18 protein-coding genes are annotated in these 14438 nt (G+C 69.3%); all 18 read right to left on the minus strand.

Annotated elements, in window-relative coordinates; translation table 11 throughout:
* Positions 1 to 309 (minus strand): EscU/YscU/HrcU family type III secretion system export apparatus switch protein (locus HR086_RS36125; protein WP_174467896.1); only part of this gene is annotated, 309 nt, incomplete at its 3' end.
* Between the two features lie 25 nt (positions 310 to 334).
* A complete protein-coding gene (locus HR086_RS36130) occupies positions 335 to 1153 on the minus strand; it encodes a flagellar biosynthetic protein FliR (protein WP_174457186.1) in 819 nt (272 codons plus the stop codon).
* Positions 1150 to 1413, minus strand: coding sequence for a flagellar biosynthesis protein FliQ (fliQ, locus tag HR086_RS36135; protein WP_174457187.1), 264 nt, complete (start codon positions 1411 to 1413; stop codon positions 1150 to 1152). Before fliQ ends, HR086_RS36130 begins: the two co-directional genes overlap by 4 nt.
* A gap of 14 nt (positions 1414 to 1427) precedes the next feature.
* On the minus strand, positions 1428 to 2255 hold the full coding sequence (sctR, locus tag HR086_RS36140; protein WP_174457188.1) for a type III secretion system export apparatus subunit SctR: 828 nt from the start codon (positions 2253 to 2255) through the stop codon (positions 1428 to 1430).
* 13 nt (positions 2256 to 2268) lie between these two features.
* Positions 2269 to 3165 carry a flagellar biosynthetic protein FliO gene (locus tag HR086_RS48885; RefSeq protein WP_254626600.1) on the minus strand — a complete coding sequence of 299 codons (897 nt, stop codon included), beginning with the start codon at positions 3163 to 3165 and terminating at the stop codon, positions 2269 to 2271.
* Positions 3166 to 3286: 121 nt separating this feature from the next.
* Positions 3287 to 4696: a type III secretion system cytoplasmic ring protein SctQ gene (sctQ, locus tag HR086_RS36150; protein ID WP_174457189.1), complete on the minus strand. Its 1410-nt coding sequence runs from the start codon at positions 4694 to 4696 to the stop codon at positions 3287 to 3289.
* On the minus strand, positions 4693 to 5589 hold the full coding sequence (locus tag HR086_RS36155) for a flagellar hook-length control protein FliK (protein ID WP_174457190.1): 897 nt from the start codon (positions 5587 to 5589) through the stop codon (positions 4693 to 4695). The genes sctQ and HR086_RS36155 overlap by 4 nt, the downstream gene beginning before the upstream one ends.
* 33 nt (positions 5590 to 5622) lie before the next feature.
* A complete protein-coding gene (locus HR086_RS36160) occupies positions 5623 to 6111 on the minus strand; it encodes a flagellar assembly protein FliH (RefSeq protein ID WP_141647478.1) in 489 nt (162 codons plus the stop codon).
* Positions 6112 to 6157: 46 nt separating this feature from the next.
* Positions 6158 to 7471: a type III secretion system ATPase SctN gene (gene sctN / locus HR086_RS36165; protein WP_174457191.1), complete on the minus strand. Its 1314-nt coding sequence runs from the start codon at positions 7469 to 7471 to the stop codon at positions 6158 to 6160.
* 16 nt (positions 7472 to 7487) lie between these two features.
* On the minus strand, positions 7488 to 8162 hold the full coding sequence (locus tag HR086_RS36170) for a FliH/SctL family protein (protein ID WP_141647476.1): 675 nt from the start codon (positions 8160 to 8162) through the stop codon (positions 7488 to 7490).
* Positions 8163 to 8186: 24 nt separating this feature from the next.
* The gene (locus HR086_RS36175; RefSeq protein WP_174457192.1) at positions 8187 to 10262 is read right to left on the minus strand and encodes a hypothetical protein; all 2076 of its coding nucleotides are present in this window, start codon (positions 10260 to 10262) and stop codon (positions 8187 to 8189) included.
* Between the two features lie 74 nt (positions 10263 to 10336).
* Positions 10337 to 11149, minus strand: a complete 813-nt coding sequence (locus tag HR086_RS36180) for a type III secretion protein (RefSeq protein WP_174457193.1) — start codon at positions 11147 to 11149, stop codon at positions 10337 to 10339.
* A 104-nt stretch (positions 11150 to 11253) separates the two neighbouring features.
* On the minus strand, positions 11254 to 11814 hold the full coding sequence (locus HR086_RS36185; protein ID WP_246137878.1) for an ATP-dependent helicase HrpB: 561 nt from the start codon (positions 11812 to 11814) through the stop codon (positions 11254 to 11256).
* Positions 11696 to 12532, minus strand: coding sequence for a sigma-70 family RNA polymerase sigma factor (locus HR086_RS36190; protein ID WP_141649239.1), 837 nt, complete (start codon positions 12530 to 12532; stop codon positions 11696 to 11698). The genes HR086_RS36185 and HR086_RS36190 overlap by 119 nt, the downstream gene beginning before the upstream one ends.
* Positions 12533 to 12539: 7 nt before the next feature.
* A complete protein-coding gene (locus tag HR086_RS36195; RefSeq protein WP_141649238.1) occupies positions 12540 to 12935 on the minus strand; it encodes a hypothetical protein in 396 nt (131 codons plus the stop codon).
* A 22-nt stretch (positions 12936 to 12957) separates the two neighbouring features.
* Positions 12958 to 13392: a tetratricopeptide repeat protein gene (locus HR086_RS36200; RefSeq protein WP_141649237.1), complete on the minus strand. Its 435-nt coding sequence runs from the start codon at positions 13390 to 13392 to the stop codon at positions 12958 to 12960.
* 90 nt (positions 13393 to 13482) lie between these two features.
* Complete coding sequence (locus HR086_RS36205; protein ID WP_141649236.1) at positions 13483 to 14049, minus strand: hypothetical protein; 567 nt, start codon at positions 14047 to 14049, stop codon at positions 13483 to 13485.
* Between the two features lie 132 nt (positions 14050 to 14181).
* Positions 14182 to 14438 (minus strand): hypothetical protein (locus tag HR086_RS36210; protein ID WP_174467897.1); only part of this gene is annotated, 257 nt, incomplete at its 5' end.

The following is a 14438-nucleotide window of genomic DNA, read 5'->3' on the forward strand; positions in this document are numbered from 1 at the left end:
GCCCACCAGTGCCCCGCCCGCGAGCACCGGCAGCGTCACGAGCAACATCGCGCGCAGCCCCAGGTACATCAACTGCCAGGTGGCGTCCCCCAGGTCATCGCCCTTGGCCAGCTGGTCGAAGCTGAAGAGGAAGAGGCTCGATATCTCATGCTCCACATTGTCCCAGGTCGCCTTCACGGCGCCCAGGCCCACGACGAGCACCGCCACGCCGCTCAGGTCCTTGCTCTTCCAGACCTGACCCTTCTTGCGAGAGTCGTCGAGCTTCTTCTGCGACGGTTCTTCTGTCTTGTCTCCACCCTCGTCGGACATGGGCGCGCGTTCCCGGGGAAGAGGCTCAGGCCAGCAGCCGCAGGGCGTCAGTGAGCACCCGCAGCATGTGGGCCAGCTCGCCCTGAATGCGCGCCAGCAGCGCCCCCATCACCAGGAAGGCGATGAGCACACCGACGAGCGGCTTGATGGCCATGGAGATGAAGAACACCTGGATTTGCGGCGCAACGCGGTTGATGGCGCCCAGCGCCACGTCCGTGAGGAAGGTGGCGAGCATCGCGGGAGCGGACAGGGCCAGGCTCACCCTCAGCATGTCCGCGAAGACCCGCGCCAGCAGGTCGAAGAAGGTCCACGAGCCCTGGCTGAAGCGTGGGAAGCCATCCAGCGGCACCACGGCGAGGCTCTCCGCCAGGGCACTGATGACCAGGTGGTGCCCGTCCAGGGTGAGGAACAACACCACGGCGAGCTGCACCTTGAGGTTGGAGAAGAGCGAGACCTGCTGGCCGAGCTGCGGCACGTAGAGCTGGGCATTGTTGCTGCCCGCCATGGTGTCCGTGAGGGTGCCGGCGATGCGCGCCGCCTCGAAGACGCTGCTGACGATGAACGCCATGCAGAACCCGATGAAGACCTCCTTGGCCATCAGCGCGATGTAGGGCAGCGCCGTCAGGGGAACCGTCGTCACGGTGTGCGCGATGGAGGGATAGAGCACGATGGCCAGCGTCAGCCCGATGCCCATCTTCATCTCCGTGGGCACCACTTCACCGCCGAGGAACGGGCTGAAGATGAGCACCGGCATCACCCGGCACATCAGCAGGGCGACCGTGAAGATGGCGGCGGAGAAGTTGGTCCGAGCAGCCAGCTCGGACACGAGGTCCGCGGCGTTCATTTGATGAGGGCGGGGAACCGGTCGAAGACGTGAAAGGTGAAGCGCACCAGCTGGCTTCCAATCCACGGCCCCGTCATGGCCAGCACGCCGAAGACGATGATGACCTTGGGCGCGAAGGTGAGCGTCTGCTCCTGAATCTGGGTGGTGGCCTGGAACAGCGAGATCATGAAGCCGACGATGAGGCTCATCAACACCGGCGGGGCCGACACCACGAGCACCAGGAACAGTGCCTCCTGGGTGATGGCCGTGAGCTGGTTCATGGGATGCCTTCTTCCTACAAGTAGCCGACGACCAGGCCCTTGGCGATGAGGTACCAGCCGTCCACGAGGACGAACAGGAGCAGCTTGAAGGGCATGGAGATGGTGGTGGGAGACAGCATGTGCATGCCCAGCGCGAGCAGGATGTTGGCCACCACCATGTCAATGACGATGAAGGGGACGAAGAGCAGGAAGCCAATCTGGAAGGCCTCCTTCAGCTCCGACACCACGAAGGCCGGGACGATGACCATGAAGTCCTTGCTGTCCACCGAGTCCCGGTCCTCGCCCTGGCGCATCTTCTTGGCCAGGTTGTAGAAGAGCGAGCGGTCCTTCAGCGTGACTTTCTTCATCAGCCAGTCGCGCAGTGGCTCCTTGGCGCGGTCAGCGCCATCCAGGAGGGTGCCCACCTTCGCCGAGGAGAACGCGCCAGCCCCCGAGGAGTCCCAGACGTTGAGCTCCGAGGCCCGGTACATCGTCATGCCCACGGGCGCCATGATGTAGACGGTGAGGATGACGGCCAGCCCGGTGATGACCTGGGTGGGCGGAATCTGCTGGGTGCCGAGCGCCGAGCGGACGATGGAGAGCACCACGGAGATCTTCACGAAGCTCGTCACCATCATCAGCGCGAAGGGAACCAGGCCCATGGCCGCGAGTGCGAGGATGAGGATGAGCGGACGCGACGTGAAGGTGTCGGCGCTCACCGCCTCGTTGGCCACGGAGTCGGGGATGGAGCCGGGGCGCTTCTTCTGCGCGAGGGCGATGAAGGGATGCAGCGACACCGCGGCCGCGAAGAGCCAGGGCGAGACGCGCGGGAGCAAGGAGCGGGCAGGAGTCTGGGCGTTCACGGGACGGGTGCCATCAGGCGCCGGGGGGCTGGGACGACGAGCCCCCGGAGCGGCGGGAAAGGAGCTTCTGAAGGAAAGGGCTCTGGGGAACCACGTTCGTCTGCGGGCGCTGCGCGCGGATGCGCTCCACTGCCTCCGAATCCAGCTTCGACAGCAGCTGCAGGCCCGCCTCGCCGCCGCCCACCAGCAGGTATTCGTCCGCGGCCTTCACCACGAAGAGCGCGCGCTTGGGGTCCAGCGTCAGGCGCTCCACCACGGTGACGACGGTCTGTTTTCCCGGCGCGGCCGCCTGGAGGCCCATCAGCCGGCGCAACCCCACGTTCAGCGTGAGGTAGATGGACGCCACCACCGCGCCCAGCACGAGCAGCGTGCGGATGAGCATCCACCCCATGCTCTCCGGCTCGGCCTCCGCCTCCGTCGCCGCCGCGCCCTCAAGCGCGGGGTCCTCCCAGCGTGGCTCCGCGCCCGGAGTCTTCTGACGCGATGCGGCGGATGCCTCTGGCGCGGGCGCGGACTCGGGCACCACACCCGCCACTGCTGAAGAGGAAGCCTCGGTAGAACCCTCCGCCGGGGCGGGAGGGACGGTTGATGCCGTGGAGCCTGGCACCACCGCCGCTTTCTGGGCGGGGGCCACTGGAGTGCTCGGCGCGGAGGGCGGCGCCGCAACCCGGACATTGTCCGCCGAGGCGGGCGCCGTCGCACTGGGGGCCAACTTCTTGGCCTCGGGCGACGAAGCCGGAACGACGGCGGGCGCCGTGGCGCTCGGCGGGGCCGACTTCTGGGCCTCGGGCGACGAAGCCGGAACGGCGGCAACGGGCGAAGCCGTGGCGCTCGGCGCGGGCGCGGAGGGCGCCTGGGCCAGCACGGTGGAGGGCGCGAGCAGCAGCGCGGCGCCCAGGGACAGGCGCATGAGGGGGGTGCGGAGGACTGCCATGGATGGGGGCGAGGCTAGTTCAAAGGCCGGAGGACCGCCACGGGCCCCCGTCCGGCAGCCCGCTCCCGCCCGCTTGCTTCCGTCGCGGATGAAGTCCTCAGCTCGCCAGGGTGGTGACGCGCACGCCGAGCTGGCCTTCCATCTCCACCAGCTCGCCTCGGGCCACCACTTTGCCGTTGATGGAAAGCTCCACTGGCTCGCCGGGCCCCCGGCTCAGCTCGATGACCTGACCGGCCCGCATGCCCACCACCTGCTCCGCGGTGACGGGGATGCGCGCCAGCTCCACGGCGATCTGCAGCGGTACGTCGCCGAGCAGGTCGCTTCCGTCCGGCTTGTTCACGTCGTCCAAGGGCGCCCCTTCGAGCTCCGGAGGAACGTCCAGCTCCGGGTTGGTGAAGTCCTCTTCCTGCTCCCGCCCCCCACCCTCCTCGGTGGCCGAGCGCGGGTTCCCCGACTCCCCGGGGATGATGCCGGTGATGCGGGCCTTGTAGCGCCCGTCCTCGACGAATACCTGGGCCTCCGCGTGCCCCGAGCGCCCCGCGCCCACGCGCAGCTGCGCCGTTCCAGGCTCGCCCCGGTCCGGCCGCGCCGACAGCACGTCCACCAGGACGACGTCCTTGACCCGCAGGCTCGCCAGGTCATTGGACGTCAGCTCCGCGGTGCCAATCTCCGCCCGCAGCCAGCTTCGCACCGCGGACAGCCGGTGCGCATGCACCGCCAGGTCCGCCTTCGCCCGAGCGCGCCGCTGGGCGCTCTCCACCGCGGGCTCCGCCGCCTCCAACACCGCCGAGGGCACCACCAGCCGCACCATGCCGCTGTGCGGCCCCAGCGTGGCATTCAGATGCACCGCCAGCATCGGCCCGTCGTCGCCCAGGCGCGCGGACACCTCGTCCACGCCACGCGCGACGCCGTCCAGCCTCGGGCGAGGCACCCCGGCCTGCAGCGCGGGCACCAGCACCCGCAGCGCTTCCAGGATGACGTAGCCCATCACCCCTTCCTCGATGTCCGTCAGCGGCCGCAGGCCCACCGTCTCGCCCGCGCCACCCAGCAGCAGGTCCACCGCCGTGTGGGCCAGTGACAGCTCCACCTCCAGCACCGCCCTGCCCTGCAACGCCCCCGGTGCCAGCACCGCGAGGAACGTCGGGTCGCCGAGGAACCTGCGCAGCTCCGCCATGGGCCGCACCTGCACGGACTCCAGGGACAGACGCACCTCCGCGTCGAACAAGCCCTTGAGCCGCGCGGACACCGCCCCGAGGGTCCCATCGTTCGGCGTCAGCCAGCGCAGCCGCTCCGCCAGGAGCCCCTGCGCCCTGGACACCTTCTCCAGGCCCTTGAACTGGAAGGGTCGCCAGCTGCCCCGGTCGACCTTCTCCGGACGCTCGCTTCGCTCGACCTTCTCCGGACGCTCGGTCTTCTCCGGCGGACGCACCGGCTTGAGCTGGCGGAGGTCCACCAGCATCGTCCGCTCATGCACGCCGGGACCTTCGTCCTCCGGCTCCACGCTCATGTCTTCGCCTCGAAGCGCACCGTCTCGAGCTTCAGGCCACGGCCGCCCAGCGCGGTGCGAAGCCCCTCGCTGTGCTCCTCGAGCATCTTCAGCACGTCACGGTTGGTGCCACTGAAGGTCGCGGAGATCTTCCCGTTGCGCGCGCTGACCTTGATGGACAGGCCGCTGAGCACGTCGCCGCGCAAATCAATCTGGAACTCCGCGAGGCCCGCGGCGTTGGTGCCCACACGCACGCGGTCCACGATCTTCTGGGCAATCTCGCTGGCCATGGCGCGCAGCCGCTCGGAGCCCGCGGTGTCCTTGGGCTTGGCCACCGGCACCGGCGCCATCAGCGCGGGGTTGAACCGGAACCCCGGCGCCATCTCCGCGCCGCCGCCTTCCTTCTTGTCCTTGCCGCCGCCCCCGCTGCCCTTGCCGCCGCCCGCGTCGGCATCCGCCCGGATGAGCGCGCCCTTCTCCGAGCTGACCTGTCCCAGCGCGGACTCGGCCTTGCTCATGTCCTTGTCGCGCCCCTCGGAGGTGCGCTTGTCCTCCTTGGAATCCGCGGCGCGCGAGCCGGAACGAGCCTCCGTCGCCCCGCTGTCCGCCCGGCGCTGCGTCTGCGCCAGACCCGCCGGGTTGCCACCCAGTTGCATCTGCTGGGCCTGCTCCCCGAAGGTCTTCCCCTCCTGCGTCGCCTTGGCCAGGATCTGCCTGGCGAAGGCACCCGGCGTCTGCGGCGTGGGCGCGGGAGCAGGGGCCGTCGCCTGCGGCTGGGCCTGGGGCTGCATCAGCTTCTGGAAGGCGCTGGCCCCCTCCGTCCGCTTCTTCGCCTGGCCCTCGGCGAGCTTCTTTTCCTGCATGATGCGCTCGGCCAGGCGCGCTGTTTCACGGTCGTCGTCGACTCGGCTCATGACATCGTTCCCGAGGGAAGGGGTGGCGGCAGGTTACTTGCGCTGCCGAGCCAGGAACAAGGCGTTGCCAATCTCCTCCTGGCTCAACTCCTCGCGCTGCTGGCGCTCGTGCTTCACCTGCTTCTGCCAGGTCTCCTTGTGCTTCTCGATGGCCTTGAGCTCCTTGGCCGCCTCGGCCATCTCCCGCCGCCGCTGCTCGACGAGTCGCTCGGCCACCTTCACCGCTTCCCGCTGACGCTCCACTTCCAGCGCCACCTGCGCCTCTTCGTCCTTCAGGCGCTCCTCGAAGCGGCCCATCATGTTCATGCCGTTGATGCCGGCGCCCTTGGCCATGACCTCCTTGAGGTAGGCGGCCACCTTCTCCTTGCGCTCGCGCTTGCGGCGCTCCAGCTCGTCAATCAGCCGCTGGAGCTCCACCTTTTCCCGCTCGAGGGCCTTGATGGCGTCGGAGAAGGCCTGTTCGGCTTCCTCCTTGGCCCGGGTCCGCATGTCCAGCAGGGTTTGCAACCGGTACGGGGGCATGGTGACCCCATCCTACCCCGGATTTACCGGGGTGCACCCCTGTCCCTCACTCCTCGAAGAGGGCGATCAACTGCTCCACCGTCTCCTCGAAGCCGGAGTTGGAGTGGGTGTCCTGCTTGAGGAAGTCGATGATGGCGTCGTACTTGTCGATGGCGTAGTCCGTGCGGGGGTCCGTCCCGTACTGGTAGGCGCCCAGCAGGATGAGGTCGCGCTGCTTCTCGTACGTGGCCAGCGTCTCGCGCAGCTTGCCCGCCGCCTTCTTGTGCTCCTTGGAGACGATGCCGCTCATCACACGGCTGAGGCTCGCCAGCACGTCCATTGCGGGCCACTGGTTTCGCTCGCCCAGCGCGCGGTTGAGGATGAAGTGGCCGTCGAGAATACCGCGGACCTCGTCCGCGATGGGCTCCTCCATGTCACCGCCGGCCACGAGGCAGGTGTAGATGGCGGTGCACTTGCCCTTCTCCGAGTTGCCCGTGCGCTCCAGGATGCGCGGCAGCATGGAGAACACGCTCGGCGGATAGCCCTGGCGGGCCGGGGGCTCACCCACGGCGAGGCCAATCTCACGCTGGGCACGCGCCAGACGCGTCACCGTGTCGAGCATGAAGAGCACATTGCCGCCGCGCTCCCGGAAGTACTCGGCGATGGCGGTGGCGACGTAGGCGGCGCGCAGACGCACGAGGCTGGGCTGGTCAGAAGTGGCGCACACCAGAACGGAGCGCTTCATGCCCTCCTCGCCCATGGCGTCCTCGATGAACTCGCGGACTTCGCGACCACGCTCGCCGATGAGGGCGACGACGCAGAGGTCGGCCTGGGTATTGCGCGCTATCTGTCCCATCAGCGTGGACTTGCCGACGCCGGAGCCGGCGAAGAGGCCCACGCGCTGACCCTCGCCCACGGTGAGCAGCCCGTCGATGCAGCGCACGCCCAGGGGCAGGGGCCGTTCGATTCGCTGACGGGTGAACGGGTCCGGGCAGTTGCGGTCCACGGACCAGTCGATAAGGCCCTCTTCCGGCAGTTCGCTGCCGTCCATGGGCTCGCCGATGCCGTTGAGCACGCGCCCCAGGAGCGCCTCGCCGCACTTGATGCTCAGGGGCTTTCCGGTGGGGATGACCTCGCTGTCCGGGCCGATGCCGTACAGCTCGCCCAGGGGCATGAGCATCACCTCGTCGCCCTGGAAGCCCACCACCTCCGCCTTCACGGGGCCGCGGCCGCGGCTCTTGATGAGCACCAGCTCGCCCACGCGGACGTTGGGGACGCTCGCCTTGATGATGAGGCCCGTCAGCTCGGTGACGCGGCCCCGGACGCGCACCGTCTGGGCGTCCTGGATGAGGTCGAAATAGCGCGAAAGGTCGATGGCCATGGACGTTCCGTCCCGGCTAGGCCGGGCCTTCCTTCGGGCCGTTCTGGTCTGGCAGCAGCACGTTCTGGAGCATCTCCAGCTGCGTGGGCAGCTGCGCATCCACCGTGCCGAACTCCGTCTGGACGATGCAACCCACCGGAGCGACCTCCGGGTCCTCCTTGATGGCCAGGTCCACCGCGCGGCCGATGAGCTCCATCAAAATGGGCTTCTTGGCGCGCAGCACGGCGGCGGTCTTCGGGTGCACGCGCAGGGTCATGGCGCGGGCGCTGCGCAGGTTGTCGATGGCGGACGCGCACAGCTCCAGCATCAGGTCCGGGTCCTTCTCCAGGCTCCGGCCGATGATCTTCTCACCCACGCGCAGGCCCAGGGCGATGATGTCCCTCTCGTACGTGCCCAGCAGCTCCCCGGCCTGCATCTTCGCGCGGAGGATGATTTCCGTGGCCTGGGCCAGCCCTTCCTGGCGCCCCTGCTCCCGCGTCTTCACGAGCAGCTCCTCGCGCTCGCGCTGGGCCTCCGCGAGGATGCGCTCCTTCTCGCGGTGGGCCTCCTCGATGATGCCCTGGGCTCCCTGGCGGGCCTCGAAGACCTCGGCGTTCATCACCCCCGCGCGCGGAGGCCGCAACACCGGCCGCTCCGACACGAGAGACGGCTCCGCCGTCCCGTCACCCTTGATCACCTTGCCGATCGCCATGCGCCGCTCCTTGCGGGCCGGATGCTAGCGCGTTCCGCCGCGCGGTCCACGCCCACCGGAGCCAGGAGGCACCGGGCCGTCCGTGTCGGACGCCCCACGGGGTCGGCGCTGCACCGACGTGCCCTCCCGAACCCCTGGGGGCGCGCCCGGAGCGGGAGCCGCTCGCCCGGCCAGCACCCGAGGGGGCCTCTCCTGCGGGCTCGAGCCCTCCCGGGCCGGGTCCGGGCGCACCGCCTTGACGCTGACCGAGGAGCGCGAGCGGAACACCCGAGAGCCCTCCGGGTCCTCGCGGGGCAGGGGGGCGGCGTCGGGACGGGGCTGCACGCGAGAGGAGCGAGACAGCTCTTCGGGCGGGCGCTGCACGCGGGAACCCTCCGCCGCGGGGCCCACGCGCGAGCGCTCCCGAGCCGGAGGCGCCTCTGGCTCACCCGCGGGAGGCGCGGGCCGGGGCCGAGGTCCCCCCAGGCCCAGACGCGAGGGAGGAGGACCGATGCGGGCCCCCTCCGGGTCCGGTCGCCCGGGGCGGGATTCGGGGCCACCTGGCTCGCGACGAGCGACGGGCGCGCCAGGAGGCTCTCGGCGAGCACCCGCCGAGGTGCCTTCGCGACGCGGAGCACCCGGGGCCGGCGCAGCGGACGTGGGCTCACGGCGAGGAGGGATGCGATGAACCGCGGAGCCGTCCGAGGCACCATCCTTGGGACGCGCGACGCGCGACGGCTCGCGACTGGACATGGCGCCCGCGCTCCTCGCGGCCCGTTCGGCCATGAAGTCACGCCGCGCCGCGGGCTCGGCCCCTGGAGGCCGGCGCGTGGCGGTGGCTGCCTTCGCCGGCTCGCGGGCCACGCCCGTCCCCTCTCGAGGCGCGGCGGCTGGTGCCTTCGCGGGCTCACGGGCCACGCCTGTCCCCTCTCGAGGAGCGGCGGCGGCCTTCGCCGGCTCGCGGGCCACGCCCGTCCCCTCTCGAGGCGCGGCGGCGGCTGCCTTCGCCGGCTCACGGGCCACGCCTGTTCCTTCTCGAGGTGCGGCGCCGGGCTCACGGGTCCCTCCAGCGGGAGCTTCACGCGCGACGGAGGAAGCCGCGGCGGCCGCGGCCTTGCGTGCGCCAGGAGGCGGCGGAAGCACGGCGGACTGACGCGGCGGCGGAGGCGTCGCCAGACGCACGGGCCGCTCGATGAGGCCCCGGGTGGCGAGCCGCTCCAGGTCCATGACGATGTCGGTGCGGCCACCGTCTCCGCGCGCGGTGGGACGGATGCGCTCCTCGCGCACCCACTTCGCCACCAGGCTGCCGAACTCACCCCGGTACTTCTCCAGCATGCGCGCGGCGAACTCAGGGGACTGGGCCACGCACGCGCGCGCCAGCCGCTGGACTCCCGCGCTGCGGATGGAGCCCGCCGGGTTCTTCAGTCCGTCATGCAGCTCCAGCTGCGCGCGCGCGTCCTCCTCGGGAAGCTTGCGCGGCGCATTGGCCGCCACGGACTTGCCGGCCAGGAGCTTCAGGTCCGGAGGCAGGGCCTCCAGCAGCATCTCCCGCTCCGCGTCGGGAAGACCCGCCAGGGCCGGGCCGAGCACGCGCGCGCCCAGCCTGTCGCTCACCGTGAGCAGCTCTCGCTGCTGGAGCATGAGCACGTCGGAGAACTTGAAGCCCGCGGACTGCGAGGCGCTCGACTCCCGAGCCAGCGCCTCCTCCAGCTTCCACCGGACGATGTCCAATACTTGAGGCCGGACCTCGCGGGTCAGCTTCACGCGAGACGGCGGCAGGTGGACCCGCACCGCTTCCGCCATCGCGGAGGGCAGCGCGCGCAGCACCATCTCCATCAGCGCACCGCGCTCGCGCTGCAGCAGCGCGGCCAGGCGCTCCGGCTCCGCGCTCCACAACTGGCCGCGCCGGTCCTTCACCAGCCGCTTGATCTCCTGCACCAGCGCGGGGATGCGCTTGTCGCGGGGGATCTGCAGGATTTCCTGCGCGCGGTGGCGCAGCAGCTCACCTTCCTCCGTCGGGAGGTGCTCCATCGCCCCCAAGCTCTCCTGGCCGCCGAAGGTGACGGCGGTCAGGAGCAACATGCTCTGGCGCTTGTTGAGCGAGGTGAAGAACGAGTCCAAACGTCACCTCGCGGGCTTCCACGGACGCCCGCTGGGAGAAAGAAGGCGCCCCACCGGGAGGGGCGCGGAAGGCGTCAGGCCTCGGGCGGACGAACGCGAGGACGGGTGCCACGCGCCGCGGGCGCGCCGCCGGGGGAGCGCATGAACGACCACCCCGTCACGCCCATCATCACCACGATGAGCAGGAAGGCGCCCCCCAGCATGACCTTGAACTGGCTGGCGCTGGAGGCCGTCATCCGCAGACCCAGCACGTCCTGCTGCCGGTTCTCGTCCGTCTTCTCCGCCTTGGGGCCCTGCGCCGCGGTCATCAGCACCGTCACCGCCTCCGGCCGCATCTCCGGCACGGCCGTGGCCACGAAGGCCTTCACGGCCGCGACCTCGATGGGCGCCTTGCCGCCCTCGACGATGCGGTACTTGATGAACACCGACGCGGACGGCAGCGGCTTGTTCTCCGGCTGCGTCAGGTCGTTGTTCTCCGGCACGCTGACGATGGCGCGTGCTTCCAACACGCCGTCAATCTGATTGAGCGCGTTGGAGACCTCGCCCGCCATGGCCTTGAGGAGCATGGCGCGCTCCTCCGTGGCGGTGGGCACCATGCTTCCCTTGGCGAAGTGCGACAGCCCCTTCTCCACGGGTCTGGGCAGCGAGTTGAGCTTGAGCAACTCCGCTGCCTCCGCGGCGTCCGTCTTGGGCACGGTGATCATGAACCGCACCTCGTTGCCGCCTTCCTCCTTCTCCTTCTTCGCGTTGATGCCGTTCTTGCTGAGCAGGACGTAGATTTCGTTGGCGTCCGCTTCACTCAGCTCATGTTGCAGCTCGATGTGACATCCCGTCACGAGCACGAGGGCGAGGAGCGGGGCGGCGAACGCTTGCGGTCGGCGAATCATGGGCACATTGAGCTTACTAGGGCCTCGGAAAACGCGGAAGGGCGCCCCCTCCAACTCGGAGAGGCCGCCCTTCATCCAAGCGCCACCGAGGACGGTGGACTGAATCAGACCTGCGTCTTGACGACGTCCTTGAGGCCGGTGGTGGCCTTCTCGACCACCTTGCTCGTCAGGTCCAACTGCTGGGTGTACTGGTACATGGACGCCTGGAGCGACAGCAGCTCGGCGTTGGAGAACTGCTTGCCGCTGGAGGCCTGGGAGATGATCTTCTCCAGGTTGCCCTGGCCCTTCTCCAGGTCGCCAATCACCTGCGACATCATGTCGGAGGCCTTGCCCGTCTTGCCCGTCTCCGTCTTGGCGGCGACAGGCTCCGCGGCCTTCGCGGAGACCGGCTGGGTGGCGGTGGCGCTGACCTTGTTCAGGGCCGCCTTCTCCGTCTTGTTGACGGTCTCCACCTGGCGGACGGCGTCCGTCTTCTGGGTCGCCTGCGCCGCCTGGGCCTTGTTCACGCCCTGGGCCGCGTCCACCTGGCCGGCGCCCTGCGCCTTGTCAGCGAGAACTCCGTCGAACTTCGACGCTCCCGCCTTGTTCGTCTGCTGGACGCCCTGATCCTGCAGCTTTTGCTGCGCCACCTGCGCCGCGGAGATGCCCGCCATCGGACCCGCCATGTGACAGCCTCCTTGCATCCGTCGAGGTAGGGGGAAGTTCCTCCTCCTCGTTCAAGAGTTCCTTGAGGCGGTCGATGGCGCGCGCATGAAGCCGCGACGCCCAGCTCTTCGACTGCCCGATTTCCGACCCCGCCTCTTCCAGCGTCCTGCCCTGGAAGTAGTACCCCTGAAGAAGCTTGCGCTCCTTCTCCGGGAGCTTCTCTATCGCCGCCCGCACCCGCGTCTTCAGCTGCTCCTGCTCCAGCCGGACATCCACCGGCAGCGACTCGTCGGTGTACCCGCCGTTGTCGGCCCCCTCCAGACTGGAGGCGAACACCATCGCCAGACCCTGCACCGCATCCGAGATGTCACTGACATCATCGTCGAATGAGCTGCCCCGGTTGCTTGAGCCCGACTCCCGGTCCGACAAATTGCCGAGATACGCCGCCGCCCGCTCGCCCACATACGCGTTGCGGGCGTCAGAACCCCTCAACACCCCCATCTTCCTCAAGCCGTCGAAGATGGCGCCCTTGATGCGGTAGTGGGCAAAGGTGAGGAAGTTGGCTCCCACCTTCGGGTCGAATCGTTCAGCGGCCTCCAGCAGTCCAATCTGTCCGTACGCCACCAGCTCATCCAGCTCCAGCTGGGCGTTGAACTGCTTGCGCACGGTCGCCGCGAGCGACCGAACGTAGGGGCCGTACTTGGTGAGAATGGCCTTCCTGTCTTCGCCCAGTGGCAAGCGCTGCTCACTCGGCCTTGGACCACAGCCGCTCGAGTACCTGGTTCAGCCTCGGGTCATCCTGCAGTGCGTCCGCGATCTTCGTGGTGAGGGAGGAGGACTTCATGCGCAGCTTCTCCTTCAGGACTTCGGCGACCAACGCCCGGGTCGCCTCTTCCTTGCTCTTGAAGCCCCCGTTCTTCAATCCGCGGGCGATGGCCATCGCCTGCGCGGCGACCGGATCCGCGGCCTGGGGGCCCTGGACGTTGCTGGAGCCTACCAGACCCGAAACGCCGACGAGAGACTCCGCCTTGTCCACCCGGGCGCCAAAGGCCGTGCCACCCGTGGGCGCCGCGGACGACGCCCCCTTCGCGCCGCCGGCGCGCCCCTTCCCACCACCGCGTCCAACGCCACCGACAGCCATGGGCGAAGCTCCCCTTCTGCCTCTACTTCTTCGCGGGAGGCAGGACTCCCGCTTCCTTCGCCTGGAGGAGCGCCTGCGCAAGACGGGCCCCGTCACCTTCGGGCTCCAGGTCGATGGCGGCCTTCAGCTCCTTGAGCGCCTCCGGCACCTTGCCGAGGAACAGGAGCGCCTCTCCCACATGCGCGCGCGGCAGGGACGCCTGCGGCGCCAGTCGCTGCGCGGAGCGGTAGGCCTGCAGCGCCTTGTCGTGACGGCCCTGCGCGAACTCCACCGCGCCCAGCCCCAGCTGCGGAACCTCGCTCCTGGGCATCAGCGCCGCGGCGCCGGAGAAGATCTCCTTCGCCTTGTCGAACTGCCCCATGTCCAGCCACAGATAGCCGGCCTCCAGCAACACCATGGCCTGCTGGCGCCCCAAGGGGACCAGGCTGTTCGAGATCTCCGAGACGCTCTCCGCCATGGACTTCGCTCTTCCTTTCCTGGCCCGGGTTGGAGGGAAGCGGCGCCGCTCCCCTCCCCTCCGGGCTCGCGCCCGCCACGCCCCGAGGGCTTAGCGGACGTTGCTGATGGAGTTCTTGATGCAATCGTGCCGCGACTTCATCACGTTGGAAATAGCCGTGAAGGTCTGCGACTCCTGCTGGATGGCCGCCTGCAGGTTCAGCAGCTTGGAGTTCTCCGCCGCCATCTGGTTCAGCGAGAAGTTGCCGCCGACAGTGTCCGACGTGCTGGTGCCCAGCGCGCCCGTGCCCGGACCCGCGACACCACCACCGACGCCACCCGCCACGCCGCTGATGCCGGCCGCGACGCCGCCACCCATCGACGGGGCCACCGTGCCGCCGCCCATGCCGACCGCGGTGCTCATCACGCCCGCGTAGGGCGCGCTGCCAGAGCCCGCGTTGTTGGACAGGGTGTGAACCGAGGAGACCGCCGCGGACACAATCTGACCGCCCGGAATCATGCCGGCCACCGCGCCGACGCCCGTGCCCACCGCGCCCGCCGCGCTGTTCAGGCCGTTCTGAAGCCGAGCGCCGAAGCCCGTGTTCGGGGTCTGGCGCGCCGTCGTGACGTTGGTCGAGAGCCGGACGCCGGGACCCATCATGTTGTCGATCTTCGCCATTTCATCCTCCAGGCGCTGCGAGAAGTAGACAGAGCTCCCGGATGATCCAGTGCTCTTTCCCTGATTATCGGCCCAGCCCTCCGCCAGTTGCCTGTCCGTGGCGAAAAACCGCGACTCAACGGGAAAACCCCGTCATTTCCGACCCTTGGAACCCTTCGCCTCGGCGATCAGCCGCTCGCGGGTATCCACCAACAATTCCAGCAGCTGCTCGGCGTGGGTCAGCGCGGCCTGGGCCTTCTTGCCCGCGTCCACCTTGGGCCCCTTGAGGGCGGCCAGGCCGTCCTTCAGCGGGTCGAACAGCGCCCGGACGTCCTCCGCGGGGGTCGCCTCGAGCAGCGACTCGATTGCGGGGTACGAGGGCACGGGGAGCTCCTGGGACGGGGAGGGAG

The sequence above is a fragment of the Myxococcus sp. CA039A genome, from assembly GCF_013336645.1.
GTDB classification, from domain to species: Bacteria; Myxococcota; Myxococcia; order Myxococcales; family Myxococcaceae; genus Myxococcus; species Myxococcus llanfairpwllgwyngyllgogerychwyrndrobwllllantysiliogogogochensis.

What these genes read in the sequence shown, in the direction of transcription:
- HR086_RS36205 (WP_141649236.1), bottom strand. Translation starts at nt 14,049, where the DNA reads ATGGCGAAGATCGACAACATGATGGGTCCCGGCGTCCGGCTCTCGACC.
- sctQ (WP_174457189.1), bottom strand. Translation starts at nt 4,696, where the DNA reads ATGAGCGTGGAGCCGGAGGACGAAGGTCCCGGCGTGCATGAGCGGACG.
- fliQ (WP_174457187.1), bottom strand. Translation starts at nt 1,413, where the DNA reads ATGAACCAGCTCACGGCCATCACCCAGGAGGCACTGTTCCTGGTGCTC.
- sctN (WP_174457191.1), bottom strand. Translation starts at nt 7,471, where the DNA reads ATGGCCATCGACCTTTCGCGCTATTTCGACCTCATCCAGGACGCCCAG.
- HR086_RS36130 (WP_174457186.1), bottom strand. Translation starts at nt 1,153, where the DNA reads ATGAACGCCGCGGACCTCGTGTCCGAGCTGGCTGCTCGGACCAACTTC.
- HR086_RS36180 (WP_174457193.1), bottom strand. Translation starts at nt 11,149, where the DNA reads ATGATTCGCCGACCGCAAGCGTTCGCCGCCCCGCTCCTCGCCCTCGTG.
- HR086_RS36155 (WP_174457190.1), bottom strand. Translation starts at nt 5,589, where the DNA reads ATGAGCCGAGTCGACGACGACCGTGAAACAGCGCGCCTGGCCGAGCGC.
- HR086_RS36195 (WP_141649238.1), bottom strand. Translation starts at nt 12,935, where the DNA reads ATGGCTGTCGGTGGCGTTGGACGCGGTGGTGGGAAGGGGCGCGCCGGC.
- HR086_RS36160 (WP_141647478.1), bottom strand. Translation starts at nt 6,111, where the DNA reads ATGCCCCCGTACCGGTTGCAAACCCTGCTGGACATGCGGACCCGGGCC.
- HR086_RS36170 (WP_141647476.1), bottom strand. Translation starts at nt 8,162, where the DNA reads ATGGCGATCGGCAAGGTGATCAAGGGTGACGGGACGGCGGAGCCGTCT.
- HR086_RS48885 (WP_254626600.1), bottom strand. Translation starts at nt 3,165, where the DNA reads ATGCGCCTGTCCCTGGGCGCCGCGCTGCTGCTCGCGCCCTCCACCGTG.
- HR086_RS36200 (WP_141649237.1), bottom strand. Translation starts at nt 13,392, where the DNA reads ATGGCGGAGAGCGTCTCGGAGATCTCGAACAGCCTGGTCCCCTTGGGG.
- HR086_RS36185 (WP_246137878.1), bottom strand. Translation starts at nt 11,814, where the DNA reads ATGGCGGGTCCGATGGCGGGCATCTCCGCGGCGCAGGTGGCGCAGCAA.